Origin of the sequence: uncultured Lactobacillus sp. (genome assembly GCF_945290125.1) — a bacterium.
Classification (GTDB): Bacteria; Bacillota; Bacilli; order Lactobacillales; family Lactobacillaceae; genus Lactobacillus; species Lactobacillus rizhaonensis.
In genome coordinates, this window is record NZ_CALYQV010000023.1 from 1 (window position 1) to 19,698 (window position 19,698).

Consider the following 19,698-nt stretch of genomic DNA (forward strand, 5'->3'; position numbering starts at 1 on the left):
GTGCGTTAGGTCTTGCTTAATAATAAAATGTCTAACTTTTTAGTTGCACTTCAAATTTGGGGTATTTTTGTGACTTTTTACATTTAGCTTCTTACTTTTGGCCTTTTTATCAATCACATTGTTTTTAATCAGAAAAAGTACTGCACAAACAATCGTACTTTTTGTGTTTACTTCATTGCTATTTTAGCTTTGGTAATATTTTATTTTTAAAAAATAAAGATTATCGATTTTTATAAAACTAAAACTCACATTATTCTTTATCAAAATTACTTTTTATTCTCTTATTTATAAAAGCCCTTCCAAAATTGTAAGTGCAGTATTAAACTGTACATGCACAATATTATAAGGTGCTTACATAATTTAAGAAAGGTGTAATTACAATGAAAAGTTTCATGAACGACAAAGTCTTGCCTAAAATAATGAAATTTGTTAATACTCGCCCAATTAAAGCAATTAAAGATGGAATGATCTATCCTATTCCATTTATAATTGTTGGTGCTATTTTTTTAATTTTAGGACAGTTCCCTATACAATCTGTTCAAGATTATTTAAACAAAATTGGTATCGGTCCTGTTTTAATGCAAGCAAGTAATGCCTCATTTGGAATTATGGCACTTTTTGCTGTTTTCGGAATTGCATACTGCTGGGTTAAGGATGCTGGCTTTGATGCTGCACCAGCAGGACTCTTGGCTGTTACTGTCGATATTATATTGCAGCCTGACACAATAAAAACCGTCACTAATATTGCAAATCCTAGTAGGACATCAACTTCTTGGCAAGCAACTAACTTAATAGATAAAAATTGGTTAGGTGGCAAGGGAATGGTAATAGCCCTAATAGTTGGCTTATTTGTTGGTTGGCTTTATTCATGGTTTATGAAACATCAGTTAGTTATTAAAATGCCAGAACAGGTTCCAGCTAACGTTGCTGCTTCTTTTACTGCTTTAGTGCCAGCTGCCGCAATTATTACTATTGCTGCAATTGTTTGCGGAATCTTTAGTCTTGGTTTTCATACCACATTGGCAGAGTGGATTTATAAAGTAATCCAAATTCCACTACAACATGCAACTGATGGCATTGGTGGAATGTTAATTATTTCTATTTTACCGGTTTTCTTATGGTTCTTTGGTGTTCATGGCTCAACTATTGTTGGTGGCATTATGACCCCACTTTTAATGTCTAATAATGCTGATAATTCAGCATTATATAAAGCAGGAAAGCTTACTTTAGCTAATGGTGCACACATTATAACGCAATCTTTTATGGATCAATGCTTAACCGTTACTGGAGCCGGAATGACAATTGGATTAGTTGTATTTATGTGTTTAAATGCTAAATCAGTTCAAATGAAAACTTTAGGTAAGTTGGAAATAGTACCTGCTATTTTTAATATTAACGAACCAATTCTTTTTGGTCTTCCAATCGTTTTAAATCCATTAATGTTAGTGCCGTTTGTCTTAACACCTTTTCTTTCAGGTAGTGCAACTTATGCTGCAATTGCTTTAGGTATCATCCCACCATTTAATGGAGTTTATGTGCCTTGGACAACTCCAGCAGTGCTTTCTGGATTAATAGTTGGCGGATGGAAAACTGCACTATGGCAACTTTTAATGTTAGTAATGAGTTTCTTTATATACTATCCATTTGCCAAAAATTATGACAAAATCTTAATTGCCCAAGAAAAAGCCAAAGTAGGAAAATAAGTCAAGGAAAATTATGCTAAAGTATGAACAAATTGCTAAAAGTCTTGTTAAGATAATAAAAAACAATCATTTAAAACAAGGCGACAAACTACCAAGTTTAAATGAGTTAGGTATCCAATTTAAAGCAAGTAAAACAACACTGTTAAAAGCATTGTCAGAATTAGAAAGCGAAGGATTAATTTATCAAATTCAAGGTAGCGGAATATATGTAAGAAAGCTACCAAAAGATGATTATATTAATTTCAGCAAAACTAATCATGGCTGGATTAATGAACTCATGAACGAGCAAGTAGAAAATGCTAACGCTTCTTTAGAGCTAATCACACCAAACTTAGACTTAGCTCAGAAATTAAAATGCACAACTAATACTAAAGTATACAAGGTACACAGGAAAAAAATGTTACATAAAAAAATCTTGTGTATTGAAACTTCTTATTACAATTCCCAACTCGTACCTTTTTTGAATCAGTCTATTATTGAGGGATCAATTTTTAACTTTTTAGCACAAGCGTATAAAATTCATGTTGGTTTTTCTGATAAATACTTTTACATTCGCAAACTAACAGATCAAGAAACTTCTGAACTCGACCTAGAAACTAATAGTTTTGGCCTAATTGTTGACGAAATCTTTTATTCTACTAGTGGCACTATATTTGACTACTCACAAAATATTTTTAATTATCAAAATTCAAAATTCTATTTGTAATCTTAAAGATAGTTACCATATTTAAAAAAGTTGGAAGTTGTTGTTATCTGGTTAAATCCTATTTATAACCTCCAGATATTGTCAACGACCATGAGATAGCAGATAACAAGTCAATTCAGCCAAGATATGGAAAAATGCAGAATTTTAACTCATTAATAGGTACAATACAAAAATGGGATGAATTTACCATTTTTTCTTCATTTACCTAATTTGGTCATTCGAAACTGCTCCTAAATTTTAAAAAAACAAGTTAAACAAAAACATAATATAAAAAGCTAATAGGTCAGAATAGGCTCTGATTTATTAGCTTTTTTAAATTATAAATATTATAGAATACAGTTAAAACAATATGCTAGCCATCATATCGGACTCTTTGCATTTGCTTGATTTGACTAAATACCTGACCACGACGGCCTGCATCAAGAGTTAAAACCAGAGAATCACCAGCTTTAATTATCGATTGACCGTTAGGAACTACATACTTACCATCACGATATATTGCTTTAACTAAAGTATGCTTAGGCCACTTGATCTGCATGATTTCTTTTCCTGCAAGCTGGCTGTCTTCATAAATGGGCACAGTTAGCTGGTCAGTTTTGCCGGAAACTACCGATGAATGTTTTTTATTTTTTACAGACATTGCGCGAGTAAGCGTACCGTAAATGGGATCACCATTGAGCAGTTCATCAACCAGCAGTGCAACAAAAGCTACCACAGCCAGCGGCATTAAATGAAGCAAAGACCCAACCATTTCCGTAATAAGTATGATGGCAGTAAAAGGAGCCCTAATTACGGCGGCGAAATAGCCAGCCATTGCGAAAATAACCAGATTGATTACCAATTTTGCTGGCAATAAATGTAATTGCACCAAAATAAGACCGTAGCTGGCACCAATTACTGCACCCATTGTCAATATCGGTAAGAAAATACCACTTGGTAGTCCTGAATCGTAAGAGATAATAGAAAACACAATTCTAACAACAAAGAAAAATAAGAGTAAGCCTACTATTTTCCAACTACTTTGTTTAATAATTTGCGGTAACGCTAAAATTAAGCGGCTGCCCGGACCAGTAATTAAGGGGTAAAAATAAGCAATTGGTATTAATAAAGTAAGAGGTATTAGTCCGTATAACCAACTTGGTAAAAAAGTAATTTTCGCATATAATTTTTTCACTTTAAATAAGCCAGTTTTATAAAAATGACCTAGTAAACCCAAAATTAAGCCCAGAATGAGCAAATAACCGTACAACCTAACGGGAAAAGTATGACGATAAACAAGAGATAGTGATGGCTTTTGACCAAATATATTTGAAACCACAAAATCTGACACTAGCGCACCTGCAAGTGCATTTAGCCACACCCGTGGCGAAAAGTTATGAAATACTTCTTCAAGCACAAATAATGCACCACTTAATGGCGCACCAAAGGCTGCAGCTAAACCGCTAGCCGCTCCAGTAGCTAGTAGTACTCTAGCATTCGTTTTTGACTCTTTAGTACCTTCTCCAACACCTTGACCGATAGTTGAACCGATCTGCAAAGAAGGCCCCTCAGGCCCTAAAAATAAGCCTGTACTGATAACTAAAATGCCACCAATAACTTTGCGCCATAATGTGGGCCACCACTGTAGAGTTAAATTTCCTTCCAGCTGTAGTTTTACTTCCGGTATACCAGAGCCGCCAACGTGAGGATATTGCTTAACAAAATAACCAGCAATTAAGCTAACTAAAATGAGTCCCAAAATGATTGGAATAAACCAGAATGCATTTTGATGTGCCACGTGAAACAGTCTAAGCCACAATTCTGTCATTTTTTGAATACCAAAGCGAAAAAAGCCTACTACTATCCCACTTGCAAGACCTACTAGCATTGCTTCCAACAACAGCTTTATTTGTACTTTTTTATCCCTCATAATACCTCTATTTTTTCAATATAATTAGCACTACTAAAAAACCAGTTAAGTTTTAACTTTAACTGGTTTTTAGTGTTACACGTGTAACAACTTATTTTTCCTCATACCACTCAGTGTGATAAACGCCTTCACGGTCATTTCTAAAGTAAGTATGAGCCCCAAAGTAATCACGTTGTCCTTGAATTAAGTTTGCCGGCAGACTTGGATTAAAAATTGATTCCAAGTAATTCAGTGATGCGCTCAATGTCGGAGTAGGAATACCTGCTCTAGTGGCGAGTTCAATTACTGCACGCAAAGCAGCGATATTCTTATTCATTAAGTCCTTGAAATATGGATCTTGGAACATGTTATCAAGTTTCTTACCTTCAGAAAATGCCTTTTCAATGTCTTTTAACATTGATGAGCGAATGATACAACCTGCTTCCCACGATTGAGCAATTGCTGGATAGCGCAAGTCCCAGTTATAGGCATCCGCAGCCATTTTCAGTTGTTGAAATCCTTGAGCATAAGCTACAGCTTGGCTTAGTTGTAAAGCTTGGCCAAGATTATCAATCAAATCTGCTGGTACATCACCACTCCATTTTATTTCTTTACCCTCGCGCGTAGTCGCTTTAGACATAAAACGACTAATTACAGCTTCTGCAATAACGCTGATTGGAGCACCCAGATGTACACCATCTTCAAGCATCCAGTTACCAGTACCTTTATAAGAAGCAACGTTTAAAATATGATCAATTACATGGTCGGGAGTTAAATTATCCTTTTGTTTTAGCACTTCAGCAGTAATTTCACTTAAATAGGCTTGAACCAATCCTTTATTCCAGTGGGCAAAAATGGCTGACATCTCATCATTTGTTTTGCCCGCAACCTTACGCAAAATATCGTAAACTTCGGAAAATTCCTGCATAATACCGTATTCGATACCATTATGGACCATCTTGACGTAGTGGCCACTGCCTTCAGGTCCTATGAAACTAACGCATGGATGGCCTTCAGAGTTCTTAGCTGCAATTGCTTCTAATATAGGTGCAACCTTTTTATAAGCATCTTCATCACCACCTGGCATCAATGCGGGACCTTTTAAAGCACCCTCTTCTCCGCCAGAAACACCCATACCAATAAAATGAATACCGTGTTGTTCCATTTCATGATAGCGCCGATTAGTGTCATGAAAGTTCGAATTACCACCATCAAGCAGAATGTCGCCTTTATCTAGTAGTGGCAGTAGTCTTTGTAAAGTTTCATCTACCGGTTTACCAGCCGCAATTTGAATTAAAATCTTTCGTGGCTTCTCTAAAGAATTAACAAATTCTTCCCAAGAATATGTTGGCTTTAATTTATCATCTTCATATTTAGCAAAAGCATCTACTTCCGGCTTATCAATTGAAAAACCGGAAACGGAAAAGCCGTTATTTCTCACATTCAAAGCAAGGTTCTTACCCATTACTGATAAGCCTATAACACCGAACTGTTGCATTTATAGTCCTCCATCATTTAATTTTTTTCTTAATTACTAGTATACCTGTTTTAGCGTGTTTGCGCACAACTTGCTTCATTTACCAGACCTAATATCATCTTTTACCAAAAACTGTAAATTTAATGGTCATTCAACCGCTAACCATTCTTCTGTCATCAATTGCCTTACTTTGTTCCACTTCTTTTCTAAGGCCACATAAATGCCATGATTATGGGAATTAACGTGAAAAACTTTTGCTATTTTCAATTCTTTTTGAATCATTAGTGGTGAAGCAATTATTTTTAAGCTTATCATCGCCAAAATGGCAGCTCCTAAAGCGGATGCTTCAACTGATTCAGGCACATAAACTTTGTACCCCGTTATGTCTGCCAATAACTGATCAAAGAATTGGTTTTTAGCCATCCCTCCGACTAATACCAGGGCATCAGGCTTTTGTTCATTAAATTGATTGAGTTCCTTTATGATCAAATTTATATTATAAAGTTCCCCTTCCAATACTGCTCTGGCTAGATCTTTATTTGTATTAATTGCAGTTAATCCCATAAAGCCGCCAGAAGCATCTGGATTCCAAATTGGTGCACGTTCACCAAAAATATAAGGCACAAAGAATAGCCCTTTAGCACCCACAAGGCTTTTTTCGGCTAAATCATTTAGTTCCTCAAAAGTAGCTAAATTGAAAATCTTATCTTTTAGCCACTGCCATACATCGCCAGCATTATTAGTGGGTGCACCAACCACCCAATTATTATGGTACTGATAATATGTAAATAATTTACGATTTTGACATAGTTTCAATCTATCAATATTAGTTCTGACGGCCGCAGAAGTCCCACAGCTGACGGTATAAAATCGTTCATCAATTTGCGGATTGCTTAAATTTGCCAGAGTCCCATCAGAACCGCCAATTACAAGGGGTACTTTGATGCTACTTTCAAAATTTGGCACTTGAAAAGTTGTGTCTACTAACTGAGGGAGCTGTTCCTTTTTTATATTCAAATATTGCAGGATATTATCATCCCAATTTTTGGTATAGGCATTAAACAGCCCTGAAGCATTCGCAGTTGCAAAGTCAACATAGTAGTGCTTAGAAAACTGATACAAAATATAGCTTTTAATATCAACAATAAAAGCAGTCTTCTCCCATACCTTTTTATTCTTTTCTTTAAGCCATAACAATTTACCTAAAGGGAGCATGGGATGTAATGGTGCACCGGTATTTTTTGTCAGGTCAAACAAGTCATCTTTAATAATATCTTTTTTAAATGTATCCGTTGCTCTATTATCTGCCCAAGTATAGACATTAGTCAGAGGATGATTATTTTTGTCAATTAATATTAAAGTATGCATAGCAGAGGAAAAGCCTATACCTTTAAGTTCAACAATATCAATTTTACTTTGTACCTCTGTTAAGCCTAACTGCACTGCTCTTAAAATATCCTGAGGTCTTTCCTCCGCCTGACCTGTTTCTTCAGTAATCAATGGATAATCATAGCTAGTTTGATAAATTATATGACCCAGTTCATCAAAAGCGATGGTTTTTGTACTTGTTGTCCCAATATCTACACCTATTACAATGGACATTTGTTACTTACTCTTCTTGATCCCTTCTATTAATCCATATAAATATTCTTCAGCTAATGCTCGGTCAAATAAGCCGTAACCTGGCATAGCTTTCTCATCCCAGATTACTCGCCCATGATCTGGCCTGATGTAGCCGGTAAAATTATTATCAACTAATATTTTCATCAACTCATACATATCTAAGTCACCATCTTCTGATAAATGAGATGTTTCATGAAAATCGTACTTAGAAGTAAACTTAATATTGCGAGCATGAACAAAAGCAACTCTATTTTTTCTAACAAATTTTTCTAAAATATGTGGTACGTTATTCTGAGGATTAGAAGCCAAACTGCCACAACAAATAGTTAAAGCATTCGCCGGACTATCGACCATTGAAACAATTCGCTCCAAATCCTTTTCGCTTTTACAAATTCTAGGTAAACCAAAAATATCTTGAGCAGGATCATCTGGATGAATTGCCATTTTTATTCCTACTTCTTCACACACCGGAATAATTTGCTGCAAAAAATACTTCAGATTATTTGCCAAGTCAGAGCTTGTTTTGCCAGCATATGCAGAAAATAATTCTTTTATTTTTGCCAGCCTTTCTGGCTCCCATCCTGGCATCACAAAGCCGTTATTATTGGACTCCACTTTTTTAATCAGTTCTTGTGGATTTTCTTGAACTAATTCTCTTTGAAAAGCTAAAGCGGTGGATCCATCTGGCAGTTTATAATCTAAAGTGGTCCTTGTCCAGTCAAATATTGGCATAAAATTATAGCAAATAACTTTAACACCAGCTTTTGCCAGATTACGAATTGTTTCTTGATAATTCTTGATATATTTTGCTCTTGAAGGTAATCCCAGTTTTATATCTTCGTGTACATTAACTGACTCAATCACATCCATTTTTAATCCCGCAGCAATTATTTCTTTTTTTAAATTTAAAATTTGGGATAGAGGCCAGACTTCTCCAACAGGAATATCATAAAGCGTGGCAACCACTTGATGAACTCCTGGAATTTGTCGTATTTGCTTTAGGCTTATTGAATCAGCATTTGTACCAAACCATCTAAAGCTTAATTTCATTTTTTATTCTCCTCAATGTTTGATTTATACGAATATGCACTATCATCAGGCAACGTCCTCTTTGAAATAAGATCAGCATACCAATACCCCGACTTTTTCATTCTTCTTTTTAGATTATTTTCCAAGTCAATTTCTACTAAGCCATACCTGTTTTTAAACGCATTCATAGGCGATACATTATCTGTAAATGCCCACAACATATATCCTTGACAGTTTGCACCTTCATTAACTGCTTTTACTAGCCAATAAAGATTTTCCTGGATGTAATTAATTCTATAGTCATCTTGAATTACCCCATCAGAGTTTTTATATTTTTGCTCATTTTCTATCCCCATTCCATTTTCACTAATAAACCATGGAAAATTGTGGTAATCCGTTTTCATGATCATTGCAAGATCGTACATCATCGGAGGATAGACTTCCCATCCACGAGAAGCGTTATATTTTCTACCTGGTAGATCGAAATCACTGTAATATTTTTTAATGCTAAACGGTGATTTATTATTCCACTCGTATTCACGCTGTTTGACTCTGGCTGGTTTATATAGATTTAAGCCAATATAGTCAATAGTATTATTTTCAATGAGTTGCTGATCCTCTGAATGATATCTAAACATAATATTATTTTCTTTTAAAAGTGCTATTAATTCTTGAGAATAACTGCCCTTAATTAATGGATCTACAAAAATTCTGTTATTAAACAAATCAAACCTGTGTGCTGCTAAAACATCTGGATCATATGTCTTTGATCTTGGGTATACAAATTCCCAATTATGAATAACACCGATCTTGCCACCTTGGTTCATTTGATGATAAATTGCTACTGTTTTAGCCGTAGCAAGCACCTTATGATAATTCCACTGCATCCATTGCTGGGGATCAACTATATGTGGGTATCTCACAGCATCTAAATAAATCCTAGTTTGGGGTACTATCGGCTCGTTGAAAGTAAACCAGTCTTTTACCCGATCACCATATCGCTCAAACAAAATCTTGGCATATTTTACATATAGATCTACGACTTTTCGTGAATTCCAGCCACCGTACTTATTCTGTAAATATTGGGGAACATCATAGTGCTCAATAGCTATCATCGGTCTCACGTTAGCTGTTATTAAAGTATTTATTACATCGTCAATATGTTTAGCATATTCTTCATCAACAATAAGATTGTCATAATCTGTAAAGAACCTTGACCAATTAATTGAAGTTCTGTATGAATTTAAGCCGATTTTTTTCATTAAATCGATATCTTCTTGATAGCGATTCATAAAATCAGTTGCTACATCTGGCCCTTGGCCATCATGCCAAACGAAGTATTCGTTTTTAAACCAATCATCAAGGTAAGAGTCTTGGCCATCTTTTTTTCCACTCCATCCTTCTGTTTGCCAAGCAGACGAGGCGGCGCCTAAATTAAAGGTTTTAGGTATTTTCATTTTATATACTCCTTTAATACAAAAAAGGCTGAATAATTATTCAACCTTTCAACAAATTAATTTTCTTCTACTGAAGGTTTTTGGGTTTCAGAGATTTTAACAAATGGTAAGTAAATTAAAACTGCAACAACGATACATATAGCTTGGGTAATCACTGCACCCCAACTACCACCAGTCGCCAAAAATCCGCTAATTAATGGTGGTGTTGGCCATGGAGTATAAACATATGCTCTAGCAGCAAAGCCCGTTGCCGTTGCGAAATAGCCAATTGTACCAGTTACTAATGGAGTAACAATAAATGGAATAGCAAGGATAGGATTTAGTACAATCGGCAAGCCAAAGATAACTGGTTCATTAATATTAAAAATACCAGGTGCTAATGACAATTTCGCAATAGCTTTAATATCAGCCCTTTTCTTTGTGACTAAAAATATGGCTATCAATAAACCAATTGTGACACCTGAGCCACCCATGCTCATATACATATCCCAAAATGGCATAGTAATAATATTAGGCAATGGTTTGCCAGCCGCATGTGCTTCTGTATTAGCTGCAATCGCGGCAATTAATAGCGGTTCACGAATCGGTTTAATCATTTGATTACCATGAATACCTATTATCCAGAATAATTGTGCCACTAGCATTAACAGTAGGATCCCTGGCAGTCCCTGAACCACATTTTGCAATGGCTTTTGTACCAAACTGTAAATAATATCAAACAAAGACATATGTGTGATTAGGGTAATTATTACTCCAACAGCAGAAATTATAGCTACTGTAATCATTGTTGGGAATAAAGCAGAAAAGCTTCTGGAAACATTGGAAGGTACACTATCCGGCATTTTTAATTGCAGTGCTTTTTGCCTACTCAACCAAGCATAAAGTTGCACAGAAAGGATTGCAATTAACATTCCTAAAAACAATCCCTTTGTATCAGTATACTGTTTAGCAAAAACATCCGTTACCTGAATAGTCTGTTTCTTAGCCGTAATAAAATCATAAACACTGGGGTTAATTGAAACATAGCTCATTAAAGCAATGATCCCAGGGAAATAACCCTTTAAATTGTTTTTCTTACCCATTTCAATACCGATAATGAATACAGCATAAATGGTAAAGAAACTTAATGTGGCATAATTTATACCATTTGCAATGGGTTGCAAATTAACCAGCCAGTGTAATCCTTTGATTTGAGCCAAGCCTTGTTTATCATCAAAGACCATACTGGAAAATAAAGTTGCAAACGCCCCAGTAATAATAATCGGAATCAATGAATAGAATGCAGCTTTTATGGATGATATATATTTGTTGCCATTTATGACAGCAGCAAATTTATTCATTGCTGAGACAAATTTTTGTCCTTTTTTCATTTTACTCCCTCCAACTAATATATTAGTATATTTGACTACGCTTTCATTATAGTATGCAGCTTTCGTAAAAGTCAATAGAAGTTGTATACTAATATATATGCTTTAAGGAGAAAACTATGTTGCCAGATATCAGAAACATGCAAACAATCGCATATGATAAATTAAAAGAAATGATAGTTACACTGGAATTAAAGCCGGGAGAAAAAATAACTTTAAATAAGGTTATTGATACTTTAGGTATTGGCAGAACGCCCATTCGTGAAGCACTAATTAAGTTTAAAGATCAAAATTTAGTTAAAGTTATACCCCAGAGTGGAACTTATATCTCTAAAATAGATCTAAAGCAAGCTGAAGATGCAATGTTTGTTAGGAAACTTATTGAAAAGAAAATAGTCGCAATGGCAATTAATAAAGACGATGACGATCTTAAAAATAAGCTAGCCAAAATATTGGATTTCGCTAAAGCAAAAGAGAATCAGCAAGATAAAAGAAATTTTTTTCATTTTGATAATGAATTTCATAAATCTTTTTATACTGCCGTTGACAAAGAAGACATTTGGAATTGGATGCAAACTCTAAATATTCAGCTAGAAAGATTTAGATATTTACGTTTATCAGTTGAAGATCTACATTGGTCTACTATAATTGAGCAACATGAATCAATTTTTAATGCAGTTATCAATAAAGATATTCCTTTAGGTACTCATGAAATTGAAAAACATCTTAGTATGATGTTTAAAGAAGAAGATGAGCTTATTAGTGCTTATCCTGATTATTTTACAAATTTGACCAAATAAAAAGAACGCCCTATTGGACGTTCTTTTTAAGGTTTTACACTTAATTAGTGAGCAGAAGCACCTGAAGTTGTATCAGGTTCTGGTTCTGGCTCTGGCTCAGGTTCTTCTTCAGCTTCTGAAGCACCTGAAGCAGCATCTTCTACTAAGCCATACTTATTAGCAAAGTAACTAAATGGTTTCAAGCCTTCAGCTTGATACTTCTTAACAAATTCTGGGTCATCAAGAGTATTCAATTCAGTTGAGTAAGGCATATCATGAGTGAACTTAACGTCAACTAACATTGGTCCATCCATTTCCTTGAATTCTTTAACTGCGTCTTCGAATTCTTTCTTAGTACGTACAGTTACACCTTTTACATTCATACCTTCAGCAACCTTAGCCCAGTCGTTGTTTGGCAGAATAACACCTGATAATGGTTGGTGTGATTCATCAACTTGTTCAGCTTCAATGTAGCCTAAAGTATCATTAGTGAAGACAACATTCATAATGTGCATATTGTAACGAGCTTGAGTCAACAATTCTTGGTTCATCATGGCAAAGCCACCGTCACCACTTAGGTTCCAAACTTCACGCTCTGGGTGAGCAGTTGCTGCAGCAAGTGCAGCTGGTGAACCAAAGCCCATAGTTGCGTACAAGCCTGAAGTTGCCCAAGTTTGTTCATCATGCAAGTTTACTAAGCGTTGGAAGTCAATGTTAATGTTACCAACATCAATAGCAAATTGTGCATCATCATCAGCGTATTTGTTGATGATGTCAAAGATTGGCTCACGGCGAATTGGCATTTCGTCTGAATCATCAAAGCTGTGTTCCCATTCTTCCCAGTTTTGACGGTCAGCAATAGCAGCCTTGTAAAGTGGTGATTCTTCACGAGCTTGACCTGCGTCAATAATAGCTTGTAAAGTCTTAGCACCATCAGCCAAAATTGGAACATCAACAGCGTGACGCTTGCCTAATTTTTCTGAGTCAACATCAATTTGGACAACTTTAGCCTTAGGATCAAAGAAGAATAATGAGAATGGTGAGTCATTACCAACCCAGATAACTGCATCAGCATGAGTTTGGATATCATCACTTGGCTTAGGTGCAACACGACCAATTGAACCCATGTAAGCTGGGCATTTATCTTCAACAACACCTTTAGCCATAACTGAGGACATCAATGGTGTCTTGAATTTTTCAGCGAATTTTTCTAAGACATCGCCATGACCCTTCATACCTAGACCAAAGTAAACAACTGGGTTCTTTGCTTCTTCAAGAAGCTTAACAGCTGCTTCAACTTCATCTTTCTTAGGAGCTGCATAGTTTGGAACAGCCTGCATTGCATTGTAATTTACACGGTAATTGTCATCAATCTTGTCCCAACCAAAATCCTTAGGAAGAATTAAGACAGCTGGACCCTTCTTAGCATAAGCTTGACGAATTGCTTCATCCATCATTGAAGGAATTTGCTCTGCACGCTTAATTTGGTGGTTCCAAACAGCAACCGGATCAAACCAAGGCTTCTCGTCAAAGGCTTGGAAGAAGTCCATATCCTGACGACCAGTTGGAACGTTAGCTACAATAGCTACCATAGGAACTTTGTCGTATTTTGCATCGTACAAGCCGTTCATCAAGTGAACAGCACCAGGGCCAGCTGAACCGAAGCATACGCCGACCTTGCCAGTATATTTATATTCAGCTGAAGCAGCCAAAGCACCGGCCTCTTCATGCCGAACCTCAATATACTTCAACTTACCCTTGAAGTCGTGGATAGCGTTCATTGTTGAGTCAAATGAGCCACCCGGGAAACCATAAATATGATCAATATGCCAGTCCAACAAAACTTGGAGCATGGCATTTGCGCCATTAATTTTTGCCATTTTAAAGTGCATCTCCTTAAATACATGTTTACTTACATATTGTATTAAAACATATAATTTCACAATTTCAAGTAAGCAAAATTAGTTATTAGCACAACATGTAAGCGCTTTGTAAAAATATTATCTTCACAAAGTTAAGCGCTATACTAATGACATTTAGATAACAGCAATAATTCCATTTGTGATTATCTGATCATAGCTATCAAATTTGTGCATTTTTTGGTGTATTTAATCCGCAGAAAATATTTTTTATAAAGTTTAAATTTTTACTAAATTTAATGTTGAATTTTCTGATAATGACCATTTTGCACGTAAACGCTTAAAATGGCCATATCTGCTGGATTGACTCCTGAAATACGTTCAGCCTGTGCTATTGTCTCAGGTCTGATTTTGGCAAATTTCTCTCGTGCTTCTGTTGCTAAGCCTTCTATTGCATTGTAATCAATGTCCACAGGAATTTTCTTTGCTTCCTGCCGGTGCAGTTTATTAATTTGTTGCTGTTCCTTTTTGATGTAACCAGCATACTTAACGTTAATTTCAATCTGCTCTCTGACATAGCGCTCATTTGAAATATGCATCTCTGTTAAACGCTCAATATCAGTCACCTTAACCTTAGGTCTTCTTAAGAAAACATCAGCCTTCACGCCAGCTTTTAACTTTTCTTCTCCAATACTTGCAAGATACTCCTGGACCTCTTTAGTAGGATGAACCGTGATCTTTTTAACAGCTTGAGCAGCTTGAGCAATTTGTTCTTTCTTTGCTAAGAACTTAGAGTAACGTTCTTCAGAAATTAACCCAAGTTTAAACCCGTAATCCGTCAAACGTAGATCAGCATTATCATGACGTAAAATCAAACGATATTCTGCTCGTGAGGTCAATAAACGATATGGTTCTTCTGTTCCTTTAGTAACTAGATCGTCAATTAAAACGCCGATATAGGCTTCATCGCGGCCTAAAGTAAATCCCGACTGACCAGCAGCCCGCAAAGCTGCATTAATGCCAGCAATCAGTCCCTGTCCTGCTGCTTCTTCATAGCCGGAAGTTCCGTTCATCTGCCCCGCAGTAAACAAGTTTTTAATATTTTTGGTTTCTAAAGTATGCTTTAACTGCCAAGGATCAATCACATCATACTCAATAGCATATCCGGGGCGCATTAGTTCCGCATTTTCAAGTCCAGCTACCGAGTGCAGCATTTTTAACTGAATTTCTTCAGGCATTGAAGTTGAAAAATCGCCAACATAAACTTCTTTAGTATTTTTACCCTCCGGCTCCAAGAAAATCTGATGACGCGGCTTATCCGCAAAACGAACTACTTTAGTTTCAATTGACGGACAATAGCGCGGTCCTACACCCTTGATTTCTCCTGAAAACATAGGTGAACGGTTTAGATTTTGGTTAATTATTTTATGCGTGGTTTTATTTGTATATGTCATCCAGCATGAAACCTGATTCTTGAGATAATCTTCATCTTTAGTTTCATAAGAAAAATGACGCGGAATTTTATCGCCAGGTTCTTCCTCAGTTTTAGAATAGTCAATGGTATTACTGTTAACGCGTGGCGGTGTGCCCGTTTTAAAACGGCGTAATTTGAATCCCAGTTTTTCTAAATTTTCTGAAAGCTTAATTGCCGGTATAGTGTTATTGGGACCGGATGAGTAATTCAATTCGCCAATAAAAATACGTCCGCGAGCTGATGTTCCTGTTGTGAGTACAACGCTTTTAGCATGATACCTAGCTCCTGTATTGGTAATTAACCCTCTGCAAACTCCATCTTCAACAATTAATTCATCAACTGTCGCCTGTCTCAAAGTCAAATTAGGGGTATCCTCAATCACTTTTTTCATCTGTTCGTGATACTGCCACTTATCGGCTTGTGCACGCAGTGCCCGTACAGCTGGCCCTTTACCTGTATTTAGCATCCGCATTTGAATATAGGTAGCGTCAATATTTTTACCCATTTGACCGCCCAAGGCATCAATCTCACGCACCACTGTTCCTTTAGCTGGGCCTCCCACTGAAGGATTACACGGCATAAAAGCTACCATATCAAGGCTAATCGTCAAAAGTAACGTTTTTTGACCCATTCTGGCACTCGCCAAGGCTGCTTCACTGCCCGCGTGACCTGCACCAACAACAATGACATCATAATCATTTGAGTCATAATTTTTAATCATTAATTTTCACACCTATTTTCCCAAACAAAATTGACTAAACAATTCATTAACTAACTCATCAGGACTACTTTCACCCGTAATTTGGCCTAGAGTGTCCCAGGCGCCGTTGAAATCAATTTGGGCAATGTCTAGAGGAACTTCATCTTTTAATGCCTGAACAACGTCTTGAAGCTGCTTTTTGGCCTTTTCCAGTAAACCAACCTGTCTTTGATTAGTTACCATAACCTGGTCATTTGAGTTCTCAATACCCTTGAAAAACAGTTCTTTGATTGTTTTTTCTAATTGGTCAAGATTTTGTTTTTGCAAAATTGATATGGCAATAACCGGACTCTTGGTCAAATTTGTTATTTCAGCGGCAGAAATTTTTTGTCCCAAGTCAGTCTTATTTAAAATAACAATGCGCTTTTTCTCAGCAGTAGCTTCAATCAAGGAATAATCTTCAGGAGTTAACTCCTTACTTGCATCAAACAAGAGCAAAACTAAATCAGCCTTTGCCAGTGCTTTTTTGGAACGCTCAACCCCAATTTTTTCCACCTTATTATCAGTGTGCCTGATACCGGCAGTATCAATTAATTCTAAAGGTACACCTTTAACAGAAACATATTCTTCCAAAGTATCACGGGTTGTACCGGCAACATCGGTAACGATAGCCGTATCACTTTTAGTCAGATAATTAAGTAAAGATGACTTGCCGACATTGGGCTGGCCAATAATCGCAGTAACTAAGCCGTTGCGCAATGCCGTTCCTTCTGCTGCCGTCTTAAGCAATTTATCTATTTTAGCAATAACAGACCGAGAAACACTCGCCATTTGCTTAGCCGTGACAGTATCAGCATCATATTCTGGATAATCAATGTTGACTTCAACGTTAGCCAGCGTATCCAAAATTTCTTGTCTCATTGCTCTAATTTTTTCCAGTAGACCACCATCCAGCTGATTTTCTGCCACTTGCCTGGCCTTATCGGTTTTAGCGCGCACAATATCCATCACACTTTCCGCCTGAGTCAAATCAATGCGGCCGTTAACAAATGCCCTTTTAGTAAATTCACCAGGATCTGCCATGCGCGCACCGGTTTTTAATAATAATTGCAAAATATGATTAGTGACGACAATGCCACCATGACAATTAATTTCAACAATGTCTTCTCTGGTAAAAGTCTTAGGAGCCAGCATTACAGATACCATAACTTCATCGACTACTTGTTGATTTTCAGGATCAACTATATGTCCATAATGAATAGTATGAGTCGGTACCTTAGTTAAATTTGCACCCTTAAAAACCTGATTGGCAATTTTAACAGCTTCTTCACCAGACATACGGACAATAGAAATTCCACCTTCACCAATTGGCGTTGAAATCGCTGCAATCGTATCAAATTCCGTTAAAGTTTGTGCCATGATTTTCTCCTTTTTCAATAAAAAAAGCGCATTATTCCATCATGAATAATCATGATGGATAAAGCACTTTGACTACTTTAACTAAATCATTACTTTAGATTAGATTAAAATTATTTTCTACGTTTTAATCGTTTATAAGTTTTGCGCAATTGACGCTTACGTTCGCGCTCTTGGCGCTCTCTTTCTTCCTGTTCACGCCGATATTTAATAGGGTTTTGCAGAATGAAAGTTTGAACCACCTGGAACAGGTTGGAAATTACCCAGTAAACTACAATAGCTGACTGGAAATATATACCCATTACACCAACCATAATTGCCATACCATAAGTCATAATCTTAGTTGACAAGGTTTGTGATTCTTTTGGCGTAGATAATTGACTGATATAAGTTGATATAAAAGTCAAGACCATAGACAAAATTGGCATAATAAAGTATGGATCCGGCTTACCTAAATCCATCCACATAAAGTGGCCAGTTTGCAGTTGTGGCGTTTGCCAAATCGCACCATACAGAGCATACATAACCGGTAACTGAATAATTAAAGGCAAACAACCAGCATAAGGATTAATTCCTGCCTCTTTATAGAGCTTATTTGTTTCTTGCGAAAGCAAAGTTCGCGATTCTGTATCACTACCGGGATACTTTTTACGTAAAGCGTCTATTTCCGGCTGAATTTTCTGCATCTTGGTAGTACTCTTAATCTGAATAGCACTAAGCGGATACAAAATAAGACGTACTATAATAGTAAAGATAATAATTGCCCAACCATAGTTGTTGCCTACCATCTTCGATAGCCACAGCAAAAACGTGGACATGTAATAAATGACCCAGCGATTCCACCAGCTGCCGCTTGTATGTGAAACAGGTTCTGGCTTGCCGTTTGATGCACATCCTGTTAAGACAACCGCTAATGCAACTACTGTCAGCAGTACAAGTAGACGCTTGACATTCTTTTTAGTTAAAATGTCTTTCACTCTAATCTTCCTCAACTTTATTCGGTATCTCTTCAATTATATTGGCTAAAAAGAGTGCATGCAAGAGGTTCTTATGAACATCATCCCATTTAAAATCGCGCGCATATGGTCTAGCAATGACTAAAAAATCAATATGTGGTTTAATTAAAGGTTTATTTTCAGTAAGAACAGCGCGAATATAACGTTTGAGGCGATTACGCACTACAGCGGTGTGTCCGACCTTTTTACCAACAGAAATGCCAACACGAAAATGCTTGTTTTCCGGTTTGTCCATTTGATAAATCACAAAAGCACGATTTGCTACTGAATTGCCTGACTTAAAAACTGTCTGAAAATCATTTTCTGTTTTAACACGATAAGACTTTCTCAAAACGTTTCATTCCACTCTTAAAAATTAAAAAAACCACTGGGATTTCAGTGGTTTAAGCAGATAAGACTTTTCTACCCTTTGCGCGGCGTCTAGCCAAAACCTTACGGCCATTTGATGTACTCATCCGTTTCATAAAGCCGTGAACTCTTGAACGGTGACGCTTTTTAGGTTGGTAAGTTCTTTTAGTTGTCATTAAACTACACCTCCAATTTTTGTATGCAGACTGCACAATTTAATATCTAGGATACCATGATTAAAGTAAAAAACCAAGTAAAAAGAGAAAAAACATCAGGATTAATTACCAATTTAGGAATAATTTGTGACCTGGCTTAAACTGGCCGTGAAAAATTCTTACAGTTTTCTATAACAAATCAGCCTTAGCAATTTCAACTGACGGGTAATGTCCAAGTGCTGGCAAATCGGTATCAGGCGGGCAAGAATAAACCATATAATAATCACCATCTGACTGCTTGACCGTCAATTCTTCCAACTTTTGTCTGGCACGTTCAACACTCTGCGTAATATAGACTACACTAACAACTCCCACCTTTTCTGTTGCATGTGCACTGATTTCAACACTGCCTTTTAGTATCACCTTTAAATTGCCGTCGTCTTTTAGCCCCAACTCAACATAATCTTGATAATCCATATTGGTACCTCACAATAAATAAATATTTTTATTTGTTATTAACCAGGTAATTCAGCACTGATAGTGTATCAAATAAAAAGCTTTTTCATACCATTACTCCTTCAATTATAATGGTGCTTTCTTTATAATCAAGTTTGATTATAAGCTTTGTATGGACTTTCACAAATTACTTTAAATAATAAGTATTAGGTTATGGTATCGATTCTGAGACTATTTTAAGATTG

Annotated in this window: 16 protein-coding genes; 3 read left to right on the top strand and 13 right to left on the bottom strand. The window is 36.4% G+C overall.

Annotation, left to right across the window (positions count from 1 at the left end; genetic code table 11):
* Window positions 1-380: 380 nt before the first annotated feature.
* Window positions 381-1,703 carry a PTS sugar transporter subunit IIC gene (locus Q0K80_RS05335; protein WP_294603961.1) on the top strand — a complete coding sequence of 441 codons (1,323 nt, stop codon included), beginning with the start codon at window positions 381-383 and terminating at the stop codon, window positions 1,701-1,703.
* A 13-nt stretch (window positions 1,704-1,716) separates the two neighbouring features.
* Window positions 1,717-2,409 carry a GntR family transcriptional regulator gene (locus Q0K80_RS05340; protein WP_294603962.1) on the top strand — a complete coding sequence of 231 codons (693 nt, stop codon included), beginning with the start codon at window positions 1,717-1,719 and terminating at the stop codon, window positions 2,407-2,409.
* Between the two features lie 352 nt (window positions 2,410-2,761).
* On the opposite strand, the gene Q0K80_RS05345 is transcribed toward Q0K80_RS05340, so the two are convergent.
* From Q0K80_RS05345 to Q0K80_RS05370, 6 genes are all read right to left on the bottom strand, one after another.
* The gene (locus Q0K80_RS05345; protein ID WP_294603963.1) at window positions 2,762-4,318 is read right to left on the bottom strand and encodes a ClC family H(+)/Cl(-) exchange transporter; all 1,557 of its coding nucleotides are present in this window, start codon (window positions 4,316-4,318) and stop codon (window positions 2,762-2,764) included.
* Window positions 4,319-4,409: 91 nt separating this feature from the next.
* Window positions 4,410-5,795, bottom strand: a complete 1,386-nt coding sequence (gene gndA, locus Q0K80_RS05350) for an NADP-dependent phosphogluconate dehydrogenase (RefSeq protein ID WP_294603965.1) — start codon at window positions 5,793-5,795, stop codon at window positions 4,410-4,412.
* A gap of 126 nt (window positions 5,796-5,921) precedes the next feature.
* On the bottom strand, window positions 5,922-7,376 hold the full coding sequence (locus Q0K80_RS05355; protein ID WP_294603977.1) for a gluconokinase: 1,455 nt from the start codon (window positions 7,374-7,376) through the stop codon (window positions 5,922-5,924).
* Between the two features lie 3 nt (window positions 7,377-7,379).
* Window positions 7,380-8,447 carry a mannonate dehydratase gene (locus tag Q0K80_RS05360; protein ID WP_294603981.1) on the bottom strand — a complete coding sequence of 356 codons (1,068 nt, stop codon included), beginning with the start codon at window positions 8,445-8,447 and terminating at the stop codon, window positions 7,380-7,382.
* Entirely contained in the window at window positions 8,444-9,883 is a 1,440-nt protein-coding gene (locus Q0K80_RS05365) for a glycoside hydrolase family 1 protein (RefSeq protein ID WP_294603984.1), read from the bottom strand. The genes Q0K80_RS05360 and Q0K80_RS05365 overlap by 4 nt, the downstream gene beginning before the upstream one ends.
* A gap of 56 nt (window positions 9,884-9,939) precedes the next feature.
* The gene (locus Q0K80_RS05370; protein ID WP_294603988.1) at window positions 9,940-11,253 is read right to left on the bottom strand and encodes a PTS transporter subunit EIIC; all 1,314 of its coding nucleotides are present in this window, start codon (window positions 11,251-11,253) and stop codon (window positions 9,940-9,942) included.
* A gap of 116 nt (window positions 11,254-11,369) precedes the next feature.
* Between Q0K80_RS05370 and Q0K80_RS05375 the strand changes: the two genes are divergently transcribed.
* Window positions 11,370-12,050: a GntR family transcriptional regulator gene (locus tag Q0K80_RS05375; protein ID WP_294603993.1), complete on the top strand. Its 681-nt coding sequence runs from the start codon at window positions 11,370-11,372 to the stop codon at window positions 12,048-12,050.
* Between the two features lie 44 nt (window positions 12,051-12,094).
* Here Q0K80_RS05375 and spxB read toward each other — a convergent pair whose 3' ends face one another.
* The 7 genes from spxB to Q0K80_RS05410 all read right to left on the bottom strand — a co-directional run bounded on the left by spxB (window position 12,095) and on the right by Q0K80_RS05410 (window position 19,474).
* Window positions 12,095-13,909 carry a pyruvate oxidase gene (spxB, locus tag Q0K80_RS05380; RefSeq protein ID WP_294603996.1) on the bottom strand — a complete coding sequence of 605 codons (1,815 nt, stop codon included), beginning with the start codon at window positions 13,907-13,909 and terminating at the stop codon, window positions 12,095-12,097.
* Window positions 13,910-14,184: 275 nt separating this feature from the next.
* Window positions 14,185-16,083, bottom strand: a complete 1,899-nt coding sequence (gene mnmG / locus Q0K80_RS05385; RefSeq protein ID WP_294603998.1) for a tRNA uridine-5-carboxymethylaminomethyl(34) synthesis enzyme MnmG — start codon at window positions 16,081-16,083, stop codon at window positions 14,185-14,187.
* A 12-nt stretch (window positions 16,084-16,095) separates the two neighbouring features.
* Window positions 16,096-17,481 carry a tRNA uridine-5-carboxymethylaminomethyl(34) synthesis GTPase MnmE gene (gene mnmE / locus Q0K80_RS05390; RefSeq protein WP_294604000.1) on the bottom strand — a complete coding sequence of 462 codons (1,386 nt, stop codon included), beginning with the start codon at window positions 17,479-17,481 and terminating at the stop codon, window positions 16,096-16,098.
* A 110-nt stretch (window positions 17,482-17,591) separates the two neighbouring features.
* The gene (locus Q0K80_RS05395; RefSeq protein WP_294604003.1) at window positions 17,592-18,455 is read right to left on the bottom strand and encodes a membrane protein insertase YidC; all 864 of its coding nucleotides are present in this window, start codon (window positions 18,453-18,455) and stop codon (window positions 17,592-17,594) included.
* 1 nt (window position 18,456) lies between these two features.
* A complete protein-coding gene (gene rnpA, locus Q0K80_RS05400) occupies window positions 18,457-18,825 on the bottom strand; it encodes a ribonuclease P protein component (protein WP_046325754.1) in 369 nt (122 codons plus the stop codon).
* A gap of 52 nt (window positions 18,826-18,877) precedes the next feature.
* A complete protein-coding gene (rpmH, locus tag Q0K80_RS05405; RefSeq protein ID WP_003549412.1) occupies window positions 18,878-19,018 on the bottom strand; it encodes a 50S ribosomal protein L34 in 141 nt (46 codons plus the stop codon).
* 168 nt (window positions 19,019-19,186) lie between these two features.
* Window positions 19,187-19,474, bottom strand: coding sequence for a hypothetical protein (locus Q0K80_RS05410; protein WP_294604149.1), 288 nt, complete (start codon window positions 19,472-19,474; stop codon window positions 19,187-19,189).
* Window positions 19,475-19,698 lie beyond the last annotated feature (224 nt).

Coding starts and splice junctions, on each gene's coding strand:
- Q0K80_RS05365 (WP_294603984.1), bottom strand. CDS start 9,883: ATGAAAATACCTAAAACCTTTAATTTAGGCGCCGCCTCGTCTGCTTGG.
- Q0K80_RS05410 (WP_294604149.1), bottom strand. CDS start 19,474: ATGGATTATCAAGATTATGTTGAGTTGGGGCTAAAAGACGACGGCAAT.
- Q0K80_RS05340 (WP_294603962.1), top strand. CDS start 1,717: ATGCTAAAGTATGAACAAATTGCTAAAAGTCTTGTTAAGATAATAAAA.
- spxB (WP_294603996.1), bottom strand. CDS start 13,909: ATGGCAAAAATTAATGGCGCAAATGCCATGCTCCAAGTTTTGTTGGAC.
- mnmG (WP_294603998.1), bottom strand. CDS start 16,083: ATGATTAAAAATTATGACTCAAATGATTATGATGTCATTGTTGTTGGT.
- Q0K80_RS05355 (WP_294603977.1), bottom strand. CDS start 7,376: ATGTCCATTGTAATAGGTGTAGATATTGGGACAACAAGTACAAAAACC.
- Q0K80_RS05335 (WP_294603961.1), top strand. CDS start 381: ATGAAAAGTTTCATGAACGACAAAGTCTTGCCTAAAATAATGAAATTT.
- gndA (WP_294603965.1), bottom strand. CDS start 5,795: ATGCAACAGTTCGGTGTTATAGGCTTATCAGTAATGGGTAAGAACCTT.
- Q0K80_RS05370 (WP_294603988.1), bottom strand. CDS start 11,253: ATGAAAAAAGGACAAAAATTTGTCTCAGCAATGAATAAATTTGCTGCT.
- rpmH (WP_003549412.1), bottom strand. CDS start 19,018: ATGACAACTAAAAGAACTTACCAACCTAAAAAGCGTCACCGTTCAAGA.
- Q0K80_RS05345 (WP_294603963.1), bottom strand. CDS start 4,318: ATGAGGGATAAAAAAGTACAAATAAAGCTGTTGTTGGAAGCAATGCTA.
- Q0K80_RS05375 (WP_294603993.1), top strand. CDS start 11,370: ATGTTGCCAGATATCAGAAACATGCAAACAATCGCATATGATAAATTA.
- mnmE (WP_294604000.1), bottom strand. CDS start 17,481: ATGGCACAAACTTTAACGGAATTTGATACGATTGCAGCGATTTCAACG.
- Q0K80_RS05360 (WP_294603981.1), bottom strand. CDS start 8,447: ATGAAATTAAGCTTTAGATGGTTTGGTACAAATGCTGATTCAATAAGC.